This is a genomic window from Rhodococcus sp. Eu-32, from assembly GCF_003336925.1.
GTDB classification, from domain to species: domain Bacteria; phylum Actinomycetota; class Actinomycetes; order Mycobacteriales; family Mycobacteriaceae; genus Rhodococcoides; species Rhodococcoides kyotonensis_B.
Map to the genome: position 1 here is coordinate 220309 of NZ_QGNK01000007.1, position 21066 is coordinate 241374.

Consider the following 21066-nt stretch of genomic DNA (forward strand, 5'->3'; position numbering starts at 1 on the left):
CGAGTTCATCCACAATTTCGGAAACAGTCTTGGCGACGGCCCGCAGATCACGCAGTCTCTTGGCTCATGGAACGAGAACCGACTGTGCGTCCGCGGATGGTCCTGCTGCTGACCGCGGACGCAGTCCTGCGGGCGGATGCGCTTCGTGTCGCCGCGGCCGCGGAGTGCACTGTCCACGAGCACGATTCGACGGAGGGGCCGACCCCTCCTGCGCGCCTCGACTGGGACCGGGCGCACGTCGTGTTGCTCGACCCGGCGCACACGGCCGAGGTGCTCTCGAGCAGGCTCCCGCGGCGTGACGGCGTCGTCGTCCTGTCCCGGGGAGAGCCCGACGTCGAACATTGGCGCGCCGCGACGTCGGTCGGTGCGACCAGCGTGTTCGGCCTCCCGGACGACGAACACGCTCTGATTCGTGTCCTCACCGCACACGCACGTGACCGCGACGGGGACGGCGGCGCTATCGCCGTCATCGGTGGCCGCGGAGGAGCCGGTGCGTCGACGCTCGCTGCGGCTCTCGCGTCGATCTCCGCAGCGCACGGCACTCGAACGCTGCTCGTCGACGGCGACGCCTTCGGCGGTGGTCTCGATCTGCTGCTCGGCTGGGAGGACGTGCAGGGGTTGCGGTGGCCGGGGCTCGCCGTCGAGGGCGGGCGCGTCACCGCGGATGCCTTGCACGGTGCGCTCCCGTCGGCGAACGGGCTGTCGGTGTTGGCGGCCGGTCACGCGACGGGCCACATCGACGCGCGTGCGTGCGAAGCCGTCGTCGACGCGGGTCGGACGGCAGGCGATCTCGTCGTGTGCGACGTTCCTCGACATCCAGGAGTGCACAGCGACGCGCTTCTCGACGCGGCCGACCTGGTAGTTCTCGTGGTGACGGCCGACATCGGGGCGGTCGCGAGCGCCCAGACTGTCGCGGCGTATGTGAGCTCGCGCAACACGAACGTCGGCCTCGTCGTGCGCGGCCCGTCGCCGGGTGGCATCCGCGGCGTGGATGTGGCCGACAATCTCGAGCTGCCGTTGCTGGCGACGATGCGGCCCGACGTAGGCCTGGCCCAGCGTGTCGAGCGCGGAGGCCTCGTGCTCGGACGGCGATCGGCGTTGCGAGTGGCTGCCGAGGACATCCTTGCGACATTCGGCCGGCGGCCTCGACGTGGCCGGTGGGCAGCATGACGACCGTCGTCACTGCCGAACTGCTCGATCGCGTCCGTGAGCGATTGGCGAGCTCGGCGGAGGATCCCACTCCTGCGCTCGTCGCGAGTGCGGTGCGCATCGAAGCGGGCGGGGTCATCGGAGACACCGATCTGCTCGACGCTCTCCGGGTGCTTCAGACCGAACTGACCGGCGCGGGTCCACTCGAAACGCTGCTGGTCGATCCTCGTGTCGCGGACGTCCTGGTCACATCACCGCACGAGGTGTGGGTGGATCGAGGAGAAGGTCTGGAGCGCAGTGCAGTTCGATTCGCGGACGACGCTGCCGTCCGGCGCCTCGCGCAGCGTTTGGCCCTGTCGGCGGGGCGCCGATTGGACGACGCCCAGCCATGGGTCGACGGCCAGTTGCCCGGAGTGGGCGACGGGACGTTCGGTGTTCGTCTGCACGCCGTTCTCGCGCCGATCGCCCGGGGAGGCACATGCTTGTCGCTGCGCGTCTTACGTCCGACGACGCAGGGTCTGGACGCGTTGGCGGCACGCGGAGCGATCACGCCCGATGCGCTGGTGCTGTTGCGACGCATGATCGTCGCGCGTCTGGCGTTCCTCGTCGTCGGGGGCACAGGTGCAGGAAAGACGACGATGCTCGCGGCCCTCCTCGGCGAGGTGGCACCCACCGAGCGCATCGTCTGCGTCGAGGATGCCGCGGAACTGGCGCCTGCACATCCACACGTGGTGCGTCTGGTGGCGCGCGCACCGAACGTCGAGGGCATCGGAGAGGTGACGGTCCGCCAACTCGTCCGACAGGCGCTGCGCATGCGGCCCGATCGACTCGTCGTCGGTGAGGTCCGCGGTGCCGAGGTCGTCGACCTGTTGACGGCACTCAACACCGGTCACGACGGTGGTGCCGGAACCATTCACGCCAATTCGCCTGCCGAGGTACCACCGCGGCTGGAAGCCCTTGCTGCACTGGGTGGTATGGACCGCGGCGCGCTGCACAGTCAACTCGCGGCGGCCGTTCAGGTCGTCCTGCACGTGCATCGCGCGCACGACGGTGCACGCCGATTGCGCGAGATCGCCGTCGTCGTGCCGGATGCGGACGGCGCGGTGACCATCGTTCCCGCATGGAGCGCTCATGGTCACGTCGACCGAGGCCGAGAACTGTTCGACGCCATGGTCGAACGGAGAACGACATGAGCGCCCTTGCGTTCGCTGTCTGCGCAGCGGCCGTCGTCGTTCTGCCAGGACCGCGACGCCGAGTGCTGTTCCCGCGCAGACCGGCTGAGGTAGCGAAGGCGGGCGGCATCTCGCGCACGGTCGCGGTGGGATCGGGGGCGGTGGCGCTCCTGGTGTCGACCTATCTCGTCGGCGGTGTCAGCGCAGTCTGCGCGACCGCTGTCGTCGCGAGCACTCTCGTCGTGCGTCGTCGACGCGCCCTACGAGACCGCGTTCGACGCGCCGAGATCGATTCGCTCGCAGCAGGTCTCGATGTCGTCATCGGCGAGTTGAGCGTCGGATCCCATCCGGCACTCGCCTGCGCGGCCGCTGCCGACGAGGGTAGTGGCGACGCCGCGGTCGCGTTCGGCCGGGCCGCGGGGCGTGCGAGACTCGGCGGGCATGCACATGCAGGGCTCGCGGTCACGGATTCGGTTCTGACGAAGGAGCTTTCACGATTGTCCATCGTGTGGAGGGTCGCCGACGAATACGGCCTCGGACTTGCCGGTTTGCTCGCCGCCGCGCGGTCGGACATATCCGCGCGCCGACGCTTTCGCGATCGAGTGACGTCCGGGCTCGCCGGCGCGCGAGCCACGGCCACCGTGCTCGCCTGTCTGCCTGTCGTCGGGGTTCTCCTCGGGCAGATGATGGGAGCCGAACCGCTCGGCGTGCTCCTGGGCGGTGGGCTCGGGGGAGTGCTGCTGGTCGTGGGCTCGGCTCTGGTCTGCGCTGGACTGCTGTGGTCCGACGCCATCACCGGCAGGGTCGTCCGGTGATGTGGACGGCTGCGGTGTGCGCCGCGTCGGCGCTGCTCGTCCTGCCCGCGTCCACCTCACCTATCGGGCGCCTCGGGAAGGACGGCCCGGCACCGGGCGATACCGAACCGGTGGTCGTCGCCGATTCGCACTCTGTAGCAGCGACTTTCGACTTGTTTGCGGCGTGTCTTCGTGGCGGGCTGCCGGTCGGAACCGCTGCGGCGGCAGTGGGCGACACCGCCCCGGAGCCTCTCGGGACGGCCTTGCGCACCACTGCTGATCTCCTGGTCCTGGGCGCCGACGCCGACGCGGCCTGGGCCCCGGTGGAGGCCGAGCCGGACATCGAGTCGTTGGCGCGGATGGCCCGACGATCGGCGCGGTCGGGTGCGTCGCTGGCCGACGGCATCGCGGAACTCGCCGACGAGCGGCGTGCGCAGGCCGAGGATGCGGCTGCAGCCGCGACCGAACGCGCCGGGGTGCTGATCAGCGGCCCGCTCGGGCTGTGTTTTCTGCCCGCGTTCGTGTGCCTGGGCATCGTTCCGGTCGTCCTGGGACTCGCGCGCACCGTGCTGGGTGGGGGTCTTCTGTGAAGGCCGGGGTAACAGACTTCCGGGACGGGGCCGCCGTCTCGGAGAACGAGGAGGGGGAACACCATGTTGGGGAACATCATTCGAGAGGCGAGGGCACGCATCGTCGTTGCAGCCGTCGCAGACGACGGAATGTCCACGGCCGAATACGCGATCGGTACCATCGCCGCCGCTGCGTTCGGAGCAATTCTGTACACCGTCGTGACGGGCGATTCCATCGTGGGCACACTGACGGGAATCATCGACAAGGCGCTCAACACGTCCGTGTAGCCGATGACGGCGGCGCGACGGTGGAGGCGGCGATCGCGGTCGCGTCCATCGTCGCTGTCGTCGTGATGTGCATCGGCGCGATTCTTGCTGTCTCGCTGCATGTTCGATGTGTGGATGCGGCACGCGAGACGGCACGGCTCGTCGCTCGTGGCGACACGGTGTCGACGGTGGATCTGGCGCCGGACGAGGCGCGCGTGACCGTCACCTCGACGGGCGGGTTCGTGACGGTGCGTGTCGAGGCGGACACGGCTCTACCCGGGCTGACGGTCAGCGCGCAGGCTGTCGCGGCGATCGAATCGGCGGATGACGATGGATCGTGACGACGGGGGCGTGACAGTCCTCGCGGCTCTGGCGGTGGCGGCGTTACTGATCGTCGTGATCGCGATCGTCCACGTCGGATCCGCGATCAGCGGGCGACACCGGGCCCAGTCGGCGGCGGACCTGTCCGCGCTCGCGGCGGCATCGGCTCTCGATCTCGGAATCGCCGACGCGTGTGCCGCGGCACGAGACGTCGTCGAGCGTGCGGAGGCCACGTTGGTCGACTGCACCGTCGACGGGTGGGATGTCGTGGTGGAAGTGTCGATCACGTTGCCGCTCGGGCGTTTCGGGGTGCGCGACGCCACCGCCGCGGCGCGGGCGGGGCCGGCGTGACTTACCCTCCCTGGCGCAGAACCCCGTCGAGTACACCTTGGAAATTCTCGCTCTCCGGGTTACCGCCGGTGCGCGCGACGAAGGTGGTTTTCGTCGTGGCGACGAGCTCACCGGACGCGTCCGTGATGTCGTTGGCGGTGACCATGATGTCGCTGCCGCCCGACTGCCGGAACGATTCGAGACTGAGGTCGCTGGACAGTACGTCGCCTGCTCGGAGCGGACGGTGCAGCTTGATCTGCTGATCGGTGTGCAGGATGTCGCCGATGCCGTACCCGATGAGCAGGTTCTCGAACAGCTCGGGAAGTACGGCAGTGCCGATGACGCTGACGAACGTGACGGGTGCGATGACGCCGTCGTGACCGAGTTCGCGACCTGCGCCGTCGTCGAAATGCGTCAGGTGATCGTCCTGCACGGCACGGGCGAATTCCTTGATTTTCTCCCTACCGATCTCGTAGGTGAAGCTCACGACATGATGCGCTCCGACCCTGTCTCGAATGGTGTGGCCGGTGGCTGAGGGGCTTATCGATACCGTCGACATGTGCTGAACCTTTCGACTCTGCGATTCTACTAGTCCAGCAGCCTCGAACCAATTTGGTGGGGCAGTGGAGAAAGTCTTTGCTGGGTCCCAACGGAAGGCCCAGTTCTCGTGTGGTTCGTCATCACAGGGTCGGGTTCGTCACCGGGTGGGAAGTGCGTCGAGTACCGCCTGCAGAACCACGATGGCGCCTGCTTTGTCGAGCGGGTCGTTGCCGTTGCCGCACTTCGGAGATTGCACGCACGAGGGGCATCCCGTTCGGCATTCGCAGGACTCGATCGCGTCTCTCGTCGCCTCCAGCCAGTCGCGGAATGCGCGGTGGCCTCGCTCGGCGAATCCGGCGCCGCCGTCGTACCCGTCGTAGACGAACACCGTCGGCAATCCGGTGTCGGGGTGCAGCGCCGTCGACACACCGCCGATGTCCCACCGGTCACACGTCGCGACGAGCGGTAACAGACCGATCGCGGCATGCTCGGCCGCGTGCAACGACCCCGGGAAGCGTTCGGGCGACACTCCACGCTCGATCAGCAGTTCCGGCGTGATCGTGTACATGACCGCGCGCGTGTCCAAGGTCTGCTCGGGCATGTCGAGTTCGACGGAATCGAGCACCTCACCCGAGTGCAGTCGACGCAGATACCCGATCACCTGATGCGTGACGTTCACCTGAACCAGCGCGAGCGTCACCTCACCCAGCATGGCTTGCGAATGCACGGCCGTCACCGAGATGTCCGTCGTCTCTCGCGCCGAGGTGTTCCAGTCGGGCTGCTCCGGATGTACCAGTGCGAGACCGTCTTCGAGATTCAGATCGTCGACGACGAAGGATTCGCCCTGGTGAATGTGCACAGCGCCGGGATGGACTGTGGCAGGGGCCCTTCCGGCATCGACGGTGCCGAGCATGCGTCCGGTTTCGCCGTCGACGATCGCGACCTCGGTGCCGCTCCCGCCCCGGATGTTCACCGACGCGTGCGGTGCGTACTTCTCGCCTTCCGGTGTGATGAACCACCCGTGCGGTCGTTTGCGCAGCAGCCCGTCTGCGACGAGTTCGGCGAGTACTGCCTCGGCGTGGAACTCGTCGGCTTCCGCGGCGGTGATCGGCAGTTCGGCTGCAGCGCAAAGTATCTGAGGTCCGAGGAGGTAGGGGTTCGTCGGGTCGGTGACCGTTGCCTCGATCGGTTTGTCGAGCAAGGCGCCGGGATTGTGCACGAGATACGTGTCGAGTGGGTCGTCTCGTGCGACGAGCGCGACGAGCGATCCTTCACCGCGTCGGCCCGAGCGGCCCGCCTGCTGCCAGAACGACGCAACCGTGCCGGGGAAGCCTGCGACGACCACGGCGTCGAGACCCGCTATGTCGACACCCAATTCGAGTGCGTTGGTCGTCGCGACACCGAGAAGAGTGCCGTCGGACAGATCGGATTCCAGCTTGCGACGGTCCTCCGCGAGATAGCCGGCGCGGTACGCGGCGACGCGGGCGGGCAGGTCGCGATCGACGTCGGCCAGGAACCGCTGCGTGCCCAACGCGGTGACCTCCGCTCCGCGCCGTGATCGGACGAAAGTCAGTGTGCGAGCGCCCTCCACGACGAGATCCGCCATGATGCGCGATGCTTCCGCACCCGCCGATCTTCGTACGGGGGCACCGTTCTCGCCGGTGATCTCCTTCAGTAGCGGCGGTTCCCACAGTGCGACCGTCCGTGGCCCGTGCGGCGACCCGTCCTCGGTCACCTCCTCACATGGGGCGCCGACGAGTCGCGACGCCGCGGCGCCGGGATCGGACGTGGTGGCGCTGGCGAGCACGAAGACGGGGGACGCGCCGTAACGCGCACACACGCGTCGAAGACGCCGCAGGATCAGAGCGACGTTGGAGCCGAAGACGCCACGGTAGTAGTGGCATTCGTCGACGACGACGTAGCGCAGGTTCCGCAGGAACCGGGACCAGCGTTCGTGAGCGCCGAGGATTCCGATGTGGACCATGTCGGGGTTGGTGAAAATCCACCGCGCGTTGGCTCGGGCCCACTGCCGGATTTCGATCGGGGTGTCGCCGTCGTATGCGCTGGGGAAGACATCGGCCAGTTCCGGTGCATCAGCGCGTAACTCGTCCGTGATCGAAATGGTGTTGCGAAGTTGATCTGCGCCGAGAGCCTTCGTCGGAGCCAGGTACAACGCGGTCGCCCGCGCGTCGTCGAGAAGGGTCGTCAGAATCGGCATCTGGTATGCCAGAGACTTTCCCGACGCTGTGCCTGTTGACAGGACAACGTGATGACCTTCGCTGGCAAGGGTTGCGGCGCGGACCTGATGACTCCAGGGGCGTGGGATCCCACGATCACGCAGCGTCGCTTGTACTTCGGACTTCAACCATGTTGGCCAGTCGACTGTTTGGGCTTCTCGCCCGGGGAGTTCGGCGACGTGCGTCAGGGGCTGCTCGCCCGAAGGAGTGCCGGCGAGAACACGATCGAGAAGCGCGCGGCCGTAACCGGCAGCGGGAGTGGGCTGCCCGTCATCGACCGGCGTGCTCGGGGTGCATTCGTTCGAATGACCCCTGTTCGACGGATCCGGTTGGGTCACTGATGCTCTCCATGCTCACTCGAAACTTGCGTGCCGCGTCGGCCAGGCCCGCGACCTGCGGTTTTCATGCTATCGCCAGCCCGATTCGAGGCGTGTGGCGGCCGAGCGTCGGCCCAGGTGGGAGGTGGTGAACGATGCAACGGGCGTTGTCACGGTCCTCAAGATCAACAAAATTGGCGAAAACTGCCATTTTCGACTGTTGGAAAACCGCAAGTCGTGGTTGACTTGACGTGGTCGCAGCTTCTGTGTTCGTTTTCACGCTCGCAGGATCGATGTTGCGAGCGCTGTGCTTTTGGAGCGTTTCCTGAGGGGGTCTCTGTTCTTGCAGGGGTTCTGCTGAGGGGGAAAATCAGGAAGTACAACGGTCGGAACCGGCCCGGTGGACTGTAAGTGCTGTCCATCGCATCCGGTGTTAGAAAGAGAAGGAAAAGCATGGCACAGGGAACTGTGAAGTGGTTCAACGCCGAAAAGGGCTTTGGATTCATCGCACCAGAAGACGGCTCCGCTGACGTTTTCGTTCACTACTCCGAGATCCAGGGCAGCGGCTTCCGCACCCTCGAGGAGAACCAGCGCGTCGAGTTCGAGGTCGGCCAGGGAACCAAGGGGCCCCAGGCGACCGGCGTTCGCGCGGTCTGATTTCGAATCCGCTCGCCGCACGGCGAGTCGAATCGACGAAACTCATCCCCCTCACACGTGTCGGCTCTGCCGAGCGGTGAGGGGGATGAGTCGTTTCGTGGGTACCTCAGGGTCTTTCGGTTTCGGTGTGCGGACACGTGCGCATCGGGCGTCGTGACTCGACCCGATGTCCTACTGTCCACACTGTGAACCAGTTGTCGTTCTTCTCGGCCGAGTCGTTGCCGCCGTCGGTGACGGACTTGAGCGGGTTGCTGGCGTCGACCGGCCACGTCGTTCTGTCGGGCGCGGGTGCTCGGATCTCCGTGGTCGTCGACGACGAATGGCGCGCGGACGCCATCTCGGATCTGATCGCCGAGTGTGGACTCGTCGCCGAGATCGGTCGCTCGGAGGAGGATCGTCCCCTCGTGCGGACAGCGTCCGTGGCCGAGTTGTCCGCGCTGGCGTCCCAGTGGACCAAAGGCGCGGTGAAGTCCATGCCTCCTGGTTGGGTGCCGGGCGCCCGCGAGCTCCGCGCATGGGTTCTGGCTGCCGGCCGTCCCGAGGCCGACGGCGAGCGTTACGTGCTCGGCCTCGATCCGCACGCGCCGGACACGCATGCGCCTCTCGCTCAGGCTCTGATGCGTGCCGGTATCGCTCCGACGCTGATCGGTACTCGTGGTTCCATGCCGGGGCTACGCGTCACGGGGCGTCGGCGTCTGTCGAGGCTGGTGGAGAACGTCGGAATGCCGCCCCGGAACGACGCCGCACGCGCCGGCTGGCCGCGTGCCGAGTAGGCGATTCCGCAGCTGATCTGACAGTGTTTTGACGGCGTATGCCACTCTGTTACCAGACGCACCGGCAAAATTGTCGGATTGATGAGGTAGACAATTCCCGCAGATCGACTGTCGGGAACGCGACGAAGGAAGGTTCGGCAGCAAGGTGGCAGCACGGAATAACGGCTCGGGGGGCACCACCACCGGCTCTGCGGAGCCGCGCCGCCTTGTCATCGTCGAGTCCCCGACCAAGGCGAAGAAGATCGCTCCTTACCTGGGCAAGAACTATGTCGTCGAGGCGTCGGTCGGTCACATCAGAGATCTGCCGCGCGGAGCGGCCGACGTGCCGGCCAAGTACAAGGGAGAGCCCTGGGCGCGGCTCGGCGTCGACGTCGACCACGACTTCGAGGCGCTCTATGTCGTCTCTCCGGAGAAGAAGGGGAAGGTCGCCGAGCTCAAGGGCCTGCTCAAGGATGCCGACGAGCTCTTTCTCGCCACCGACCCCGACCGCGAGGGCGAGGCCATCGCGTGGCATCTCCTCGAGACCCTGAACCCCAAGATCCCTGTTCGACGCATGGTCTTCCACGAGATCACCAAGCCGGCGATCCTCGCGGCCGCTGCCGACACGCGTGAGCTCGACCAAGACCTGGTCGACGCACAGGAAACCCGTCGCATCCTCGACCGCCTGTACGGCTACGAGGTCAGCCCGGTGCTGTGGAAGAAGGTCATGCCGAAGCTGTCGGCGGGCCGCGTGCAGTCCGTCGCGACCAGGATCATCGTCCAGCGCGAGCGTGATCGCATGGCGTTCCGCACCGCGGAGTACTGGGACATCTCGGCAACGCTCGATGCCGGTGCCGATCAGTCGCCGCGCAGTTTCGGGGCGCGTCTGGTCAACGTCGACGGTGCACGCGTCGCCGCAGGTCGTGATTTCGGTGCCGACGGCAAGCTGAAGTCGGACGCCGTCACCGTGCTCGACGAGTCGCGGGCACGTCGCCTGGCCGAAGCGCTGGAGGGCGTCGATCTGACGGTGGCGTCGGCCGAGGACAAGCCGTACACCCGCAAGCCGTACCCGCCGTTCATGACGTCGACCCTCCAGCAGGAGGCAGGCCGCAAGCTGCGGTTCAGCTCGGAGCGGACCATGCGCGTCGCGCAGCGTCTGTACGAGAACGGCTACATCACCTACATGCGTACCGACTCGACCACGTTGTCCGAGTCGGCCATCTCCGCGGCACGTGCGCAGGCAACCGAGCTGTACGGCGCGGAATACGTCCACCCGTCGCCCAGGCAGTACACGCGCAAGGTAAAGAACGCCCAGGAAGCTCACGAGGCGATCAGGCCTGCCGGTGACGTCTTCCAGACTCCCGGCCAGCTGCACTCGGCACTGCAGACCGACGAGTACCGCCTCTACGAGCTCATCTGGCAGCGCACGGTGGCGTCGCAGATGGCCGATGTCCGCGGTACGACGCTGACGCTGCGCATCACCGGCACCGCAGGAACCGGCGAGGAGTGCACCTTCTCCGCGTCGGGCCGCACCATCACGTTCGCCGGCTTCCTCAAGGCGTACGTCGAGAGCGTCGACGACGAGGCCGGTGGCCAGTCCGACGACGCGGAGTCGCGCCTGCCTGCGTTGAAGGCGGGCCACGCCGTCACGGCTACCAAGCTCGACCCCGACGGCCACACGACCAACCCGCCCGCTCGGTACACCGAGGCGTCGCTCATCAAGACGCTCGAAGAGCTGGGCATCGGCCGTCCGTCGACCTATTCGTCGATCATCAAGACCATCCTCGACCGCGGCTACGTCTACAAGCGCGGTAGTGCGCTGGTGCCGTCGTGGGTCGCGTTCTCGGTGATCGGTCTGTTGGAAGCGCACTTCGGCCGGCTCGTGGACTTCGACTTCACGGCAGGCATGGAGGACGATCTCGACGCCATCGCCGGTGGCCGCGAACGTCGCGGTAACTGGTTGACGAGCTTCTATTTCGGTGGCGACACCGGAGCCGAAGGGTCGGTCGCCCGATCCGGTGGTCTGAAGAAGATGGTCGGCACCAACCTCGAAGACATCGACGCGCGTGAGATCAACTCGATCCGGCTGTTCGACGACGCCGAGGGGCGCGAGATCCACGTTCGCGTCGGCCGTTACGGTCCGTACCTCGAGCGGATGATCGCAAACGACGACGATCCCGACGGGGATCCGATCTCGCAGCGCGCCAACCTGCCCGACGACCTTCCGCCGGACGAGCTGACCATCGACGTCGCCGAGAAACTGTTCTCGACGCCGCAGGAGGGCCGCCGTCTCGGTGTCGATCCGTTGACCGGACACGAAATCGTCGCCAAGGAAGGACGATTCGGCCCGTACGTCACCGAGATCCTTCCCGAGCCGGAGCCGGAACCTGCTGCCCCGGAACCCGACATCGTTCCGATTCCCACAGGTGACGACAGTGGCGGTTCGACGAAGACCGCGGTGAAGAAGGCTGCGGCCAAGAAGGCGCCTGTGAAGAAGGCCGCCAAGAAGGTCGCCGGACCGAAGCCTCGTACCGGTTCGCTGTTCAAATCGATGGATCTCGCGACCATCACGCTCGACGACGCACTCAAGTTGCTGTCGTTGCCGCGTGTCGTCGGCGTCGACCCCGAGTCGAAGGAAGAGATCACCGCGCAGAACGGCCGCTACGGTCCGTATCTGAAGAAGGGCACGGACTCTCGTTCGCTGGCCGACGAAGACCAGCTGTTCTCCGTGACCCTCGACGAGGCGCTCAAGATCTACGCCGAGCCGAAGCGTCGCGGCCGTCAGGGTGAGGCCAAGCCGCCGCTGCGTGAGATGGGCGTCGATCCGGTCAGCGAGAAGCCGATGGTCATCAAGGACGGTCGTTTCGGTCCGTACGTCACCGACGGCGAGACCAACGCCAGCCTGCGCAAGGACGACGACGTCGCGTCCATCACCGACGATCGCGCGTCGGAGCTGTTGGCGGATAGGCGTGCTCGTGGCCCGGTGAAGAAGAAGGCCACGAAGAAGGCTGCCACCAAGAAGGCAACCGCGACCAAGACTGCCACGAAGACGGCTGCCAAGAAGACGCCCGCGAAGAAGGCTGCAGCAAAGAAGACGGCGGCCAAGAAAGCGCCTGCTAAGAAGGCACCCGCCAAGAAGGCTGCAGCGAAGAAGGCACCGCCGGCGTCCGAGGAGTAGCGAGCTCCTTCGGTCGCTCGCCGCCGCGATGGCTATTCGCATGAATGGTCCATTCATGTTGTCCGTCAACATGAATGGACCATTCAAGCTGTCCAACGGTTGCTGCGGTCCATCGATGCCGAGGTGACTGCGGCAGAACATCCGCGCCACCCGCCGCGCTGCTCCTCGAGGACGTGGAGAAGAGACGTCGGACTCGCCGACTAGGCTGCCTTCCATGGCGGGAGTATTCGATCGATTGATCGGCCAAGAGGACGTCGAAGCCGAATTGACGGGTGCAGCCGTCGGCGCTCGCCTCGGCGACGGCGGGTCGGCGATGACACACGCCTGGCTGTTCACCGGCCCTCCCGGGTCCGGCCGCTCGATCGCCGCCCTGTGTTTCGCTGCAGCCCTGCAATGCACCAGCGAGGGGACGCCCGGCTGCGGCGAGTGCCACGCATGTACGACGACGATGGCAGGCACCCACGGCGATGTCCGACGCATCATCCCGCAGGGCTTGAGCATCAGCGTCAAGGAGATGCGCGACATCGTGCAGATCGCCGCGCGTCGCCCGAGCACGGGGCGGTGGCAAATCGTCGTCGTCGAGGATGCCGATCGTCTCAGTGAGGCCGCCGCGAATGCGCTGCTGAAGGTCGTCGAGGAGCCGCCGGAGCGGACGGTCATTCTGCTGTGTGCGCCGTCGACCGATCCGGAGGACATGTCGGTCACGTTGCGGTCCCGGTGCAGGCACGTTCATCTCGTCACGCCGACGTCGTCGGCCATTGCGCAGGTGCTGCAGACGCGCGATCAGCTCGACGAGGAGACGGCCCGATGGGCGGCGTCGATCAGCGGTGGTCACGTCGGACGGGCCCGCAGGCTCGCGAATGACGAAGACGCACGTGCGCGACGCAAGCGCGCGTTGGGCTTGGCGTCCGCGGCTGCGCGACCCAATCAGGCGTACCTCGCGGCCGAGGAGATGGTGAAAGCCGCCGAACTCGAGGCCGCCGAGATCAGCGACGCGCTCGACGGCGTCGAAATGGAAGAACTGCGGACGGCGCTCGGTGCGGGCGGCACCGGCAAGGGCGCGGCGGGAGCGCTACGCGGGTCGGCGGGTGTCATCAAGGAGTTGGAGGCGCGTCAGAAATCGAGGCGCACCCGCAATCTGCGTGACTCCTTCGACCGCGCGCTGATCGACCTCGCCGGCCTGTATCGCGACGCGTTGGCGCGGTCGTACGGGTCGACGGCCACGCTCAATCATCCCGACATGGCCGATCAGATCGAGCGAATGGCCAGGGGAGCGTCGCCCGAGGCTCTCCTGAAGAGCATCGAGGCGATCCTCGACTGCCGCGAAGCGCTGGCACTCAACTCCAAGCCCAAGTTCGCGGTGTACGCGATGGTCGCGCAGTTGGGTGCGGCGCTGCGCTGACGTTCGCCCAGTCCGGCATCGATGGACCGTGGCACCTGTCTATCGGATGCCGCGGTCCATCGATGCGCCACGGAGGCCGCTGAACCCCCGCTGACGTGCCGATTTCATTTTCCGCGGGTTGCTCCGTTAGACTCACGAACGCCGAAAGGCACGCCGCCTTAGCTCAGTCGGTAGAGCATTTCACTCGTAATGAAAAGGTCAAGAGTTCGATTCTCTTAGGCGGCTCCGACAAGAACCCCGACGCGCACCAGCGCGCCGGGGTTCTTGCATTCTGGTGTGCCCCCGGGCCGAGCTCACTGTTTGTAGTTCGCCAAGAACTTCCCGATGCGCCCGATGATGGCTTCGAGGTCGTCCGCGTGCGGGAGCGTCACGATGCGGAAGTGATCCGGCCGCGGCCAGTTGAATCCCGTTCCTTGCACGATGTGCAGTTTCTCCTGCAGCAACAGATCGAGGACGAACTTCTCGTCGTCGTGGATCTGGTAGTAGTCGAGGTCGATGCGCGGGAACACGTACAGCGCGCCCTTGGGCTTGACGCAGGAGATACCGGGAATGTCGTTGAGCGACTTCCACGCCTGGGTGCTCTGCTCGTAGAGGCGGCCGCCGGGTGCAGTCAACTCGTAGATGCTCTGACGTCCGCCGATGGCGACCGAAATGGCTTGCTGTCCCGGCACATTGGGGCACAGACGTAGGCCGGCCAGCATCGTGAGTCCCTCGATGTAGCTCGACGCGTCGACGGATGCACCGGTGAGCACCATCCATCCGGCCCGCAGACCCGCGCTGCGATACACCTTGGACAGACCCGAGAACGTCACGCACAGAACGGCCGACGCCAATGCTGCAGTACTGGTGTGGGTGGCGCCGTCGTACAGAATCTTGTCGTAGATCTCGTCGGAGAACACGACGAGCTGATGCCGGCGCGCCAGTTCGAGTATCTGCAGCAGGACCTCGTCGGGGTAGACGGCGCCGGTCGGGTTGTTGGGGTTGATCAGCACGATCGCGCGCGTGCGGTCGGTGATCTTCGACGCGATGTCGTCGACGTCGGGGAACCAGTCGGACGCCTCGTCGCACACGTAGTGCACGGCGCGCCCGCCGTTGAGGGTCGTGGCCGCGGTCCAGAGCGGAAAGTCGGGCGCAGGTATGAGCACCTCGTCGCCCGTTTCGAGCAGCGCCGTCATCGACATCATCACCAGCTCGGAGACGCCGTTGCCGAGGAAGACGTTCTCGACGTCGACGTCCTGGACTCCGCGGGTCTCGTAGTACTGCGCGACGGCGCGGCGCGCGTGCAGCAGCCCCTTGGACGTCGAGTATCCCGACGACGTCGGGAGCATACGCACGATGTCGGACAGAATCTCCTGCGGTGCGTCCAGCCCGAACTCGAGGGGATTGCCCGTGTTCAGCTTCACCACGTGGTGTCCCTCGGCCTCGAGGCGAGCCGCGTGTTCGGCAACGGGTCCGCGAATCTCGTACGAGACACCGGAGAGCTTGCTCGACTGCCTGACCTGCATGAAGGTTCCTTTCCGTGGTGGAGTCACCCAACCTACTTGGTTCGCCCAAGTTTGCGCTTGGATTTTCCAAGTGACCGTCTACGATGGCAAGCATGCCACGTCGGAGCTATCAGCAGTACTGCGCCATAGGCCGAACCCTCGACATCGTCGGTGATCGGTGGAGTTTGCTCGTCGTGCGCGAGCTCTGCGGCGGTCCCCGTCGCTACAGCGACCTGTTCGCCGACCTGCCAGGAATCAGCACGGACGTTCTCGCGGCTCGTCTGCGTGACCTCGAAGCGGACGGCGTGGTCGCGAAGCGTCTGATCGGGCCGCCCACCAACGCCTCGGTGTACGAACTGACCGAGGACGGGGAGGGTCTACGGCCGGCGCTGAGGGCACTCTCGGAATGGGGTGCGGGCCGTCTGGGCGAGCGCGGCGACAAGGATGCCGTCCGCGCGCATTGGATGGCGTTCCCGATCGGTCGTGCGATCGCGGAACGCGTCGGAAAGGCGACGGTCAACGTGCGGATCGGAAGCGAGTCGACGTTCCACGTCCTGGTTGCCGACGGTGACATCGAGCATCACGACAACGAAATCGATTCCGCCGACGCGGACATCGTGCTCGACCTCGACGACGCCATCGCGATCGTGCGTGGTGAACGATCGCTGTCTGTCGAGGCGGTCACCTGGCGTGGCGACACCCCGCCACCCGGGATGGGATGACGGGGTGTCGCGCTCAGTCAGTTGTTCTCCGGCAATCCGCAGCAGCGGCCCGCCTCGTAGTTGAACGGTTGTCCACATCCCTGCCGACGGCTTTACTCACAGGGGTGTAATTCTTGTACACATGCCCTGTGCTGGGGGAATGCTCGACGACCCCGGTTTCATCCCCAGCCCATCCACAGCTTCCGGCCGACGGTCCTCGAGATTTCCACAGATCTATCCACACCCTGTTAGTGCATATGTTCGAATGCGTCGGATGATGTCCGGGACGGCTCGGTCCACTAGCGTTTCCCAGGAGCGAGCAGGAAGGAACGACGAGTGGCCGAGGAGATCGACGGCGTCAGACCCACGATGGCCGACGTCGCACGCATCGCCGGCGTTTCTCCCGCGTTGGTGTCCATCGTCATGCGTGGTGTCCCCGGGGCGAGCGATGAGACTCGGCACCGAGTCAAGGCGATCGCCGACCGAATCGGGTACGTGCCGGACCGTCGGGCACAGAAGCTGCGGCAGACCCAGTCGCGACTACTCGGGGTGACCTTCGATCTGCAGCAACCGTTCCACGGCGACCTCGTCGAACACGTCTATGCGGCCGCGGAACGACATGGTTACGACGTCATGCTCAGTGCGGTGGCCCCGACCCGTGACGAAGAGAGTGCGGTGCAAGCACTCGTGCGCGAACGATGCGACGTGGCGCTTCTACTCGGATCCGGCTTGGGGACAAGGGAACTCACCGAGATCGACGCGCGTATCCCCGTCGTCGCGCTGCTGCGGTCGAGCGGCGTCGACGCCATCGGATCGGTCCGCGGCGACGACGTGGCCGGCATCGGCACGGCCGTCGACCATCTCGTTCAGTTGGGGCACAGGCGCATCGCGCACATCGACGGAGCTGGAGCGCCGGGAGCCGAGGACAGACGACAGGGATTTCTCGCGGCCATTCGACGTCACGGCCTCGACGAGCACGCTCGCGTCGTCGCAGGCGGAATGACGGAAACCGAAGGCGCGGAGGGAATGCGGCAGCTGTTGGCGTCGGGTGAGGTACCGACGGCGGTCGTGGCGTTCAACGACAACTCGGCGACCGGCGTTCTCGATCACCTTCTACGACGGGGCATCGACGTGCCGGACGATATTTCCGTTGTGGGATACGACGATTCGCGTCTGTCGCGGATCGCGCACATTCAGTTGACGTCGATCTCGCACGATGTCGCCGCCGTGGCCGACGCGGCCGTCGACAGCGGGCTCGCTCGGTTGGCAGGTGAACAGGCCGAGGATGTCGTGCTGGCGCCCACGTTGGTCCGACGCCGGACGACCGCGGTGCCGCGGGAGCGCTGACGTCCGTTCCGTCCGCGGTCGCCCAGGCACGATTGGGCGATGCCGTCATCGGGCATGCGACGGGGTATGACGAATCTACTTTTTGCAGTCACGTCCGCCGATCAGTGGACTCTGAAGGACGGCACGAAACATCCGACGGGCTTCTGGGCCGAAGAACTCGTCGCATCTCACCGCACGTTCGTCGACGCAGGCTGGAACGTGACGGTCGCGTCGCCGGGTGGAAAGCCGACCGTCGTCGACGAGGGATCTCTCGCTGTCGACGCCAACGGCGGTGACGAAGCCAAGGTCGACGAGCTGAAGAAGTACCTGGAGTCCGTCGATTCCGTGCTGCGCAGCCCCGCGGTGCTCGAAGACCAGAAGGCGGGCGACTACGACGCCATCTTCGTCCCGGGCGGACACGGACCGATGGAGGATCTCGCGGTGTCGCCGCAGGTCGGTGCCATCATCACTGACCTTCTCGACGCAGGAAAGCTTGTATCCGCGGTATGTCACGCACCTGCCGCGTTCCTGCCGGCCACGCGCCAGGACGGTACCTGGGTGTTCGACGGCTACGAGCTCACCAGCTTCACCGACGAAGAGGAAACACAGGCAGGTCTGGCCGACAAGGCTCCCTGGCTGCTGGAAAGCAGACTCCGCGAGTCGGGTGCCCGCTTCTCGTCCGGTGACGCGTGGGAGCCGCACATCGTCGTCGACAGGAATCTCTACACCGGGCAGAACCCTGCGTCGACCAAGCCGCTGGCCGACAGGGTGGTGGAGGCGCTACGCACCCGTGCGTGAATAGTTGGAGTCCAGACCAACTAAGCGCGCACGGGTGCCGCAGGCGCCCTAGAACTTCTTGCGAAACCGCATGCCGATAGGGCGGCCGTCGGGGTCGACGAACAACCGGTACGCCACCGACGCGAGACGCTGCTGCCACACGGGCGGCACGTCGATGTCGTGACGCCGCAGCCGCCCGGCAGGACGCGGCCCGCCGGACGGGTTCTTGTGCCACGCGTCCAGACGATCCGCGTGCGCCGCGACGGTGTCGAAGCACGACGCGGGGTCGACGAGATCGTCGTCGTCCCCGACGTCGCGGCCAAGATGCTCACGCAGTAGTTCGAGGCGGAAGTCCCGTGCAAACACCCGGGCGCCGTCACCGAGACCGGATGGGTCGGTGGGCTCGCGCGGATCCTTCTCGTCGTCGACGATCGCCGCGGTCAGTTCCGAATCGTGGGTCCACGATCGACGATTGAAGTTGTCGGAACCCACCGCAGCCCAGACGTCGTCGACGATGCACACCTTCGAATGCACGTATACCGGTATGCCGCGGTCGTTTTCGAGATCGAGCACGAGAACGCGGTCGGCGCCGGCGTCGCGAATGACGTCAAGCGCGGCCGAATGCCCCAGCAGGGCAGACGGAATGGTGATCGCGCTGTCGTCGTCGAGATGCTTCGGCACGACGATGATCAACCGCAGTTCGGGCGCCCGACGCAACGCGGCCGCGAACACCTCGGCGACGTCGACCGACCACAGATACTGGTCCTCGACGTAGATCAGACGTCGCGCCCGGCGCAGCGCCTTCGCGTAGGCGCGGGCCGTGCTGCGCTCACCCTTCGTCGCGAACGGATACGCCGGGCGTCGACGCGGGTACGTGCGCAACAGCTGGATCGCGCACGAACCCGCCGGATCCGACGCGGGCAGCTGCTCGGGAAGGTCCGACGGCTCACGCGTCGCACCGCGGATGGCGTCGGGAATCGCATGCCAGGGCAGTCGCGACAGCGCGGCCGGGTCTTCCCATCGCTCGCGGAAGACGTCCTCGACGTCGCGTACCGCCGGGCCCTCGATCTGCACCTGGATGTCGTGCCACGCCGGGATCTCCCCGTACTCGGGCGGAAACGGCCGACTGACGGGGTCACCGAAATGATCCGCGTCGTCGCGTCGGGCACGGGCTAGATCGATGCCCCCGACGAACGCGAGGTCGGAGCGGTCGGCGTCCCGGTAGCGGATCACGACGAACTTCTGGTGATGACTGCCCAACGCCAGCACGCGCTGATCGAGAATCACCTCGCCGCCCGCCTCTTCGAGCTTCAGGGCGAGCTTGCGGTTCTTCGGGCCCGTGAAACCGAGCGTCTCGATGTGCGACCGCCACACCATTCCCTTGACGACGCCGCCGCGCCCGGCCACGTCGGCCAACGCGTCCTCCACGGTGACGCCGTCGTCGGTGAGGAATTGCTCGGGGTCGCCGCGCCAATCGGTGAACATCACCAGATCGCCGTCTCCGGCCACGGCCAGCGCGTCGGCGAGGGCCGCGAAGTACGGCTTGCCGTGGACGAGCGTCGTGACGCGGTTGCCGACGGTCCATGCCGCGATGCGGGTGTCGGGGTTACCGCGTTCCTCGGCGCCGAGGAACCACGGGTGCGTGTCGCTTCCGAAGTCCTGGACCTGATCGTGCAGCGCGGCGCTGCTGCGGCCCAGCCGTCGCGCGACCGCATCGATGGTCCGGGTCAGCCGCTGCGGTATCACGGAGAGGAATACTGTCAGAGCGCCGACGGAATGGCCCTACGAGGTCGGGGTGAACTCCGGCTGATCGATGATGCGCACCCAGGAGCCGTCTGCCTGACGCTTGACGACCTGCGCTCGGGCGCCCGCCCCGTCCTTCGGGGCTGTCGATGTCAGGGCGATGTCGCCGTGGACGAGCGTCGGGAGTCCCTCCTCGTACTCGAAATGCGGGCCGTGGGCCAACACGGACGCCCACAGGTCGCGAATCGCTGCCCGTCCTACCGTCGTCCGACCAGCGGGGTAGGCCATGACAGCGTTCTCGTCGTAGAGGGCGGCGACGCCGTCCGCATCGCCTGCGTTCGAGCGCTCGACGAACAGTCGCGTGATGTCTTCCGGGGTCATTGCTTTGTTCTGTGTCATGTTCTTCAGCCTGCAAGGGCGTCTTTCAGAAGTCCAACGCATTGTTCCGATGGAAACTAGAATCAGAGCTTATGGAACTCCGTCAGCTCGAGTACTTCGTCGCCGTCGCGGAGGAAGCCAATTTCACGCGTGCAGCGGAGCGGGTCAACATCAGCCAGTCGGGCATCAGTGCTCAGATCAAAGCGCTCGAACGCGAGGTCGGCGCCGAGTTGATCGACCGCCGCAGCCGGGTCGCCGCGCTCACCGTCGCAGGAAAAGCAGCAGTGCATCACGCGAAGGCAGCTCTGGCGTCGGCGGAGTCGTTGCAGCGCAGCGTCGACGAGGTGAACCTGTTGGTGCGCGGACGCATCGATGTCGGCATGGTCACCGCGTGCACCGTGACCCCGCTGTTCGACGCGTTGGCGTCGTTCCATCGAGAACATCCAGGCGTCGAAGTGTCTCTGTCCGAGGACAATTCGGATGTGCTGATCGAGCGTGTGCTCGCCGGTTCACTGGACGTCGCCTTGGTGGGTACCGCCGCCGATCCGCCCGACGAGCTCGAATCGCTCGTCCTGATCCGGGAGGGGCTTGCGGCGTGCGTGCCGCCGGAGCACCCGCTGGCCGGACGATCGGACGTCACGGTTCGGGAGCTCTGCGCATATCCCGTCGTCTGCCTGCCGCCGGGAACGGGAATCCGGTCGGTGTTCGACGAATCCTGTTCGCGCACAAGCGCGAATCCGAACGTCGCGTTCGCCGCCAGCGCCCCGGCGGCGGTGGCGGATCTGGCCGCGCGGGGTATGGGCGTCGCGGTTCTCAGTCGGTCGATGAGCACGGATTTCACGGACCGGCTGGTGTCGGTTCCCATCTCGGACGCGGTCGTGGATGCTGTTCTCGCACTGGTCTGGTCGCCGAATCCGAGTGTCGCGGTCCGGGCGTTCACGCGCCACGTGGGCGCGAATGCGTAGTGCTCGG

The 21066-nt window shown here is 66.3% G+C and carries 20 protein-coding genes and 1 tRNA gene; 16 read left to right on the forward strand and 5 right to left on the reverse strand.

The genetic code is table 11. From position 1 onward, the window contains the following. Positions 1–66: 66 nt before the first annotated feature. From ssd to DK926_RS11330, 7 genes are all read left to right on the forward strand, one after another. Entirely contained in the window at positions 67–1170 is a 1104-nt protein-coding gene (gene ssd, locus DK926_RS11300) for a septum site-determining protein Ssd (RefSeq protein WP_114330468.1), read from the forward strand. After that, positions 1167–2342: a TadA family conjugal transfer-associated ATPase gene (locus tag DK926_RS11305; protein WP_114330469.1), complete on the forward strand. Its 1176-nt coding sequence runs from the start codon at positions 1167–1169 to the stop codon at positions 2340–2342. The genes ssd and DK926_RS11305 overlap by 4 nt, the downstream gene beginning before the upstream one ends. Continuing rightward, complete coding sequence (locus DK926_RS11310; RefSeq protein ID WP_114330470.1) at positions 2339–3136, forward strand: type II secretion system F family protein; 798 nt, start codon at positions 2339–2341, stop codon at positions 3134–3136. Before DK926_RS11305 ends, DK926_RS11310 begins: the two co-directional genes overlap by 4 nt. Continuing rightward, positions 3136–3705, forward strand: coding sequence for a type II secretion system F family protein (locus tag DK926_RS11315; protein WP_114330471.1), 570 nt, complete (start codon positions 3136–3138; stop codon positions 3703–3705). Before DK926_RS11310 ends, DK926_RS11315 begins: the two co-directional genes overlap by 1 nt. Positions 3706–3768: 63 nt before the next feature. Beyond that, complete coding sequence (locus DK926_RS11320) at positions 3769–3972, forward strand: DUF4244 domain-containing protein (protein ID WP_068426563.1); 204 nt, start codon at positions 3769–3771, stop codon at positions 3970–3972. 20 nt (positions 3973–3992) lie between these two features. Then, on the forward strand, positions 3993–4292 hold the full coding sequence (locus tag DK926_RS11325; protein WP_068426559.1) for a TadE family type IV pilus minor pilin: 300 nt from the start codon (positions 3993–3995) through the stop codon (positions 4290–4292). Then, a complete protein-coding gene (locus DK926_RS11330; RefSeq protein ID WP_114330472.1) occupies positions 4276–4623 on the forward strand; it encodes an Rv3654c family TadE-like protein in 348 nt (115 codons plus the stop codon). The genes DK926_RS11325 and DK926_RS11330 overlap by 17 nt, the downstream gene beginning before the upstream one ends. 1 nt (position 4624) lies before the next feature. On the opposite strand, the gene DK926_RS11335 is transcribed toward DK926_RS11330, so the two are convergent. Further along, complete coding sequence (locus DK926_RS11335) at positions 4625–5089, reverse strand: MaoC family dehydratase N-terminal domain-containing protein (protein WP_347812640.1); 465 nt, start codon at positions 5087–5089, stop codon at positions 4625–4627. Between the two features lie 210 nt (positions 5090–5299). Then, positions 5300–7567, reverse strand: a complete 2268-nt coding sequence (locus tag DK926_RS11340; protein WP_243636757.1) for a DEAD/DEAH box helicase — start codon at positions 7565–7567, stop codon at positions 5300–5302. A 582-nt stretch (positions 7568–8149) separates the two neighbouring features. On the opposite strand from DK926_RS11340, the gene DK926_RS11345 reads away from it, so the two are divergent. The 5 genes from DK926_RS11345 (at position 8150) to DK926_RS11365 (ending at position 13910) form a co-directional block, all read left to right on the forward strand. Beyond that, a complete protein-coding gene (locus DK926_RS11345) occupies positions 8150–8353 on the forward strand; it encodes a cold-shock protein (protein WP_005248460.1) in 204 nt (67 codons plus the stop codon). A 185-nt stretch (positions 8354–8538) separates the two neighbouring features. Beyond that, positions 8539–9126 (forward strand): hypothetical protein, encoded by a 588-nt coding sequence (locus DK926_RS11350; RefSeq protein ID WP_114330475.1) that lies wholly within the window; start codon positions 8539–8541, stop codon positions 9124–9126. Between the two features lie 145 nt (positions 9127–9271). Further along, positions 9272–12283: a type I DNA topoisomerase gene (gene topA, locus DK926_RS11355; RefSeq protein ID WP_114330476.1), complete on the forward strand. Its 3012-nt coding sequence runs from the start codon at positions 9272–9274 to the stop codon at positions 12281–12283. A gap of 214 nt (positions 12284–12497) precedes the next feature. Next, the gene (locus DK926_RS11360) at positions 12498–13685 is read left to right on the forward strand and encodes a DNA polymerase III subunit delta' (RefSeq protein ID WP_114330477.1); all 1188 of its coding nucleotides are present in this window, start codon (positions 12498–12500) and stop codon (positions 13683–13685) included. A 152-nt stretch (positions 13686–13837) separates the two neighbouring features. Then, a tRNA-Thr gene (locus DK926_RS11365) sits at positions 13838–13910 on the forward strand. Between the two features lie 68 nt (positions 13911–13978). Here the strand turns inward: DK926_RS11365 and DK926_RS11370 are convergent. Then, on the reverse strand, positions 13979–15190 hold the full coding sequence (locus tag DK926_RS11370) for a pyridoxal phosphate-dependent aminotransferase (RefSeq protein ID WP_114330478.1): 1212 nt from the start codon (positions 15188–15190) through the stop codon (positions 13979–13981). A 92-nt stretch (positions 15191–15282) separates the two neighbouring features. Here DK926_RS11370 and DK926_RS11375 point away from each other — a divergent pair, with 92 nt between their 5' ends. The 3 genes from DK926_RS11375 to DK926_RS11385 all read left to right on the forward strand — a co-directional run bounded on the left by DK926_RS11375 (position 15283) and on the right by DK926_RS11385 (position 17994). After that, entirely contained in the window at positions 15283–15891 is a 609-nt protein-coding gene (locus DK926_RS11375) for a helix-turn-helix domain-containing protein (RefSeq protein WP_114330479.1), read from the forward strand. Between the two features lie 348 nt (positions 15892–16239). Next, positions 16240–17217, forward strand: a complete 978-nt coding sequence (locus tag DK926_RS11380) for a LacI family DNA-binding transcriptional regulator (RefSeq protein ID WP_114330515.1) — start codon at positions 16240–16242, stop codon at positions 17215–17217. A gap of 66 nt (positions 17218–17283) precedes the next feature. Further along, positions 17284–17994: a type 1 glutamine amidotransferase domain-containing protein gene (locus DK926_RS11385; RefSeq protein ID WP_114330480.1), complete on the forward strand. Its 711-nt coding sequence runs from the start codon at positions 17284–17286 to the stop codon at positions 17992–17994. Positions 17995–18042: 48 nt separating this feature from the next. On the opposite strand, the gene DK926_RS11390 is transcribed toward DK926_RS11385, so the two are convergent. Together DK926_RS11390 and DK926_RS11395 are read right to left on the reverse strand one after the other, a co-directional pair. Beyond that, complete coding sequence (locus DK926_RS11390) at positions 18043–19719, reverse strand: phospholipase D-like domain-containing protein (RefSeq protein WP_114330481.1); 1677 nt, start codon at positions 19717–19719, stop codon at positions 18043–18045. Positions 19720–19755: 36 nt separating this feature from the next. After that, on the reverse strand, positions 19756–20115 hold the full coding sequence (locus DK926_RS11395; RefSeq protein WP_068426537.1) for a nuclear transport factor 2 family protein: 360 nt from the start codon (positions 20113–20115) through the stop codon (positions 19756–19758). A gap of 71 nt (positions 20116–20186) precedes the next feature. On the opposite strand from DK926_RS11395, the gene DK926_RS11400 reads away from it, so the two are divergent. After that, positions 20187–21059, forward strand: coding sequence for a LysR family transcriptional regulator (locus tag DK926_RS11400; RefSeq protein ID WP_114330482.1), 873 nt, complete (start codon positions 20187–20189; stop codon positions 21057–21059). The last annotated feature ends 7 nt before the right edge of the window (positions 21060–21066 follow it).

What these genes read in the sequence shown, in the direction of transcription:
- DK926_RS11380 (WP_114330515.1), top strand. Translation starts at nt 16,240, where the DNA reads ATGGCCGACGTCGCACGCATCGCCGGCGTTTCTCCCGCGTTGGTGTCC.
- DK926_RS11315 (WP_114330471.1), top strand. Translation starts at nt 3,136, where the DNA reads ATGTGGACGGCTGCGGTGTGCGCCGCGTCGGCGCTGCTCGTCCTGCCC.
- DK926_RS11330 (WP_114330472.1), top strand. Translation starts at nt 4,276, where the DNA reads ATGACGATGGATCGTGACGACGGGGGCGTGACAGTCCTCGCGGCTCTG.
- DK926_RS11400 (WP_114330482.1), top strand. Translation starts at nt 20,187, where the DNA reads ATGGAACTCCGTCAGCTCGAGTACTTCGTCGCCGTCGCGGAGGAAGCC.
- DK926_RS11360 (WP_114330477.1), top strand. Translation starts at nt 12,498, where the DNA reads ATGGCGGGAGTATTCGATCGATTGATCGGCCAAGAGGACGTCGAAGCC.
- ssd (WP_114330468.1), top strand. Translation starts at nt 67, where the DNA reads ATGGAACGAGAACCGACTGTGCGTCCGCGGATGGTCCTGCTGCTGACC.
- DK926_RS11305 (WP_114330469.1), top strand. Translation starts at nt 1,167, where the DNA reads ATGACGACCGTCGTCACTGCCGAACTGCTCGATCGCGTCCGTGAGCGA.
- DK926_RS11375 (WP_114330479.1), top strand. Translation starts at nt 15,283, where the DNA reads ATGCCACGTCGGAGCTATCAGCAGTACTGCGCCATAGGCCGAACCCTC.
- DK926_RS11370 (WP_114330478.1), bottom strand. Translation starts at nt 15,190, where the DNA reads ATGCAGGTCAGGCAGTCGAGCAAGCTCTCCGGTGTCTCGTACGAGATT.
- DK926_RS11385 (WP_114330480.1), top strand. Translation starts at nt 17,284, where the DNA reads ATGACGAATCTACTTTTTGCAGTCACGTCCGCCGATCAGTGGACTCTG.
- DK926_RS11345 (WP_005248460.1), top strand. Translation starts at nt 8,150, where the DNA reads ATGGCACAGGGAACTGTGAAGTGGTTCAACGCCGAAAAGGGCTTTGGA.
- DK926_RS11320 (WP_068426563.1), top strand. Translation starts at nt 3,769, where the DNA reads ATGTTGGGGAACATCATTCGAGAGGCGAGGGCACGCATCGTCGTTGCA.
- DK926_RS11395 (WP_068426537.1), bottom strand. Translation starts at nt 20,115, where the DNA reads ATGACACAGAACAAAGCAATGACCCCGGAAGACATCACGCGACTGTTC.
- DK926_RS11310 (WP_114330470.1), top strand. Translation starts at nt 2,339, where the DNA reads ATGAGCGCCCTTGCGTTCGCTGTCTGCGCAGCGGCCGTCGTCGTTCTG.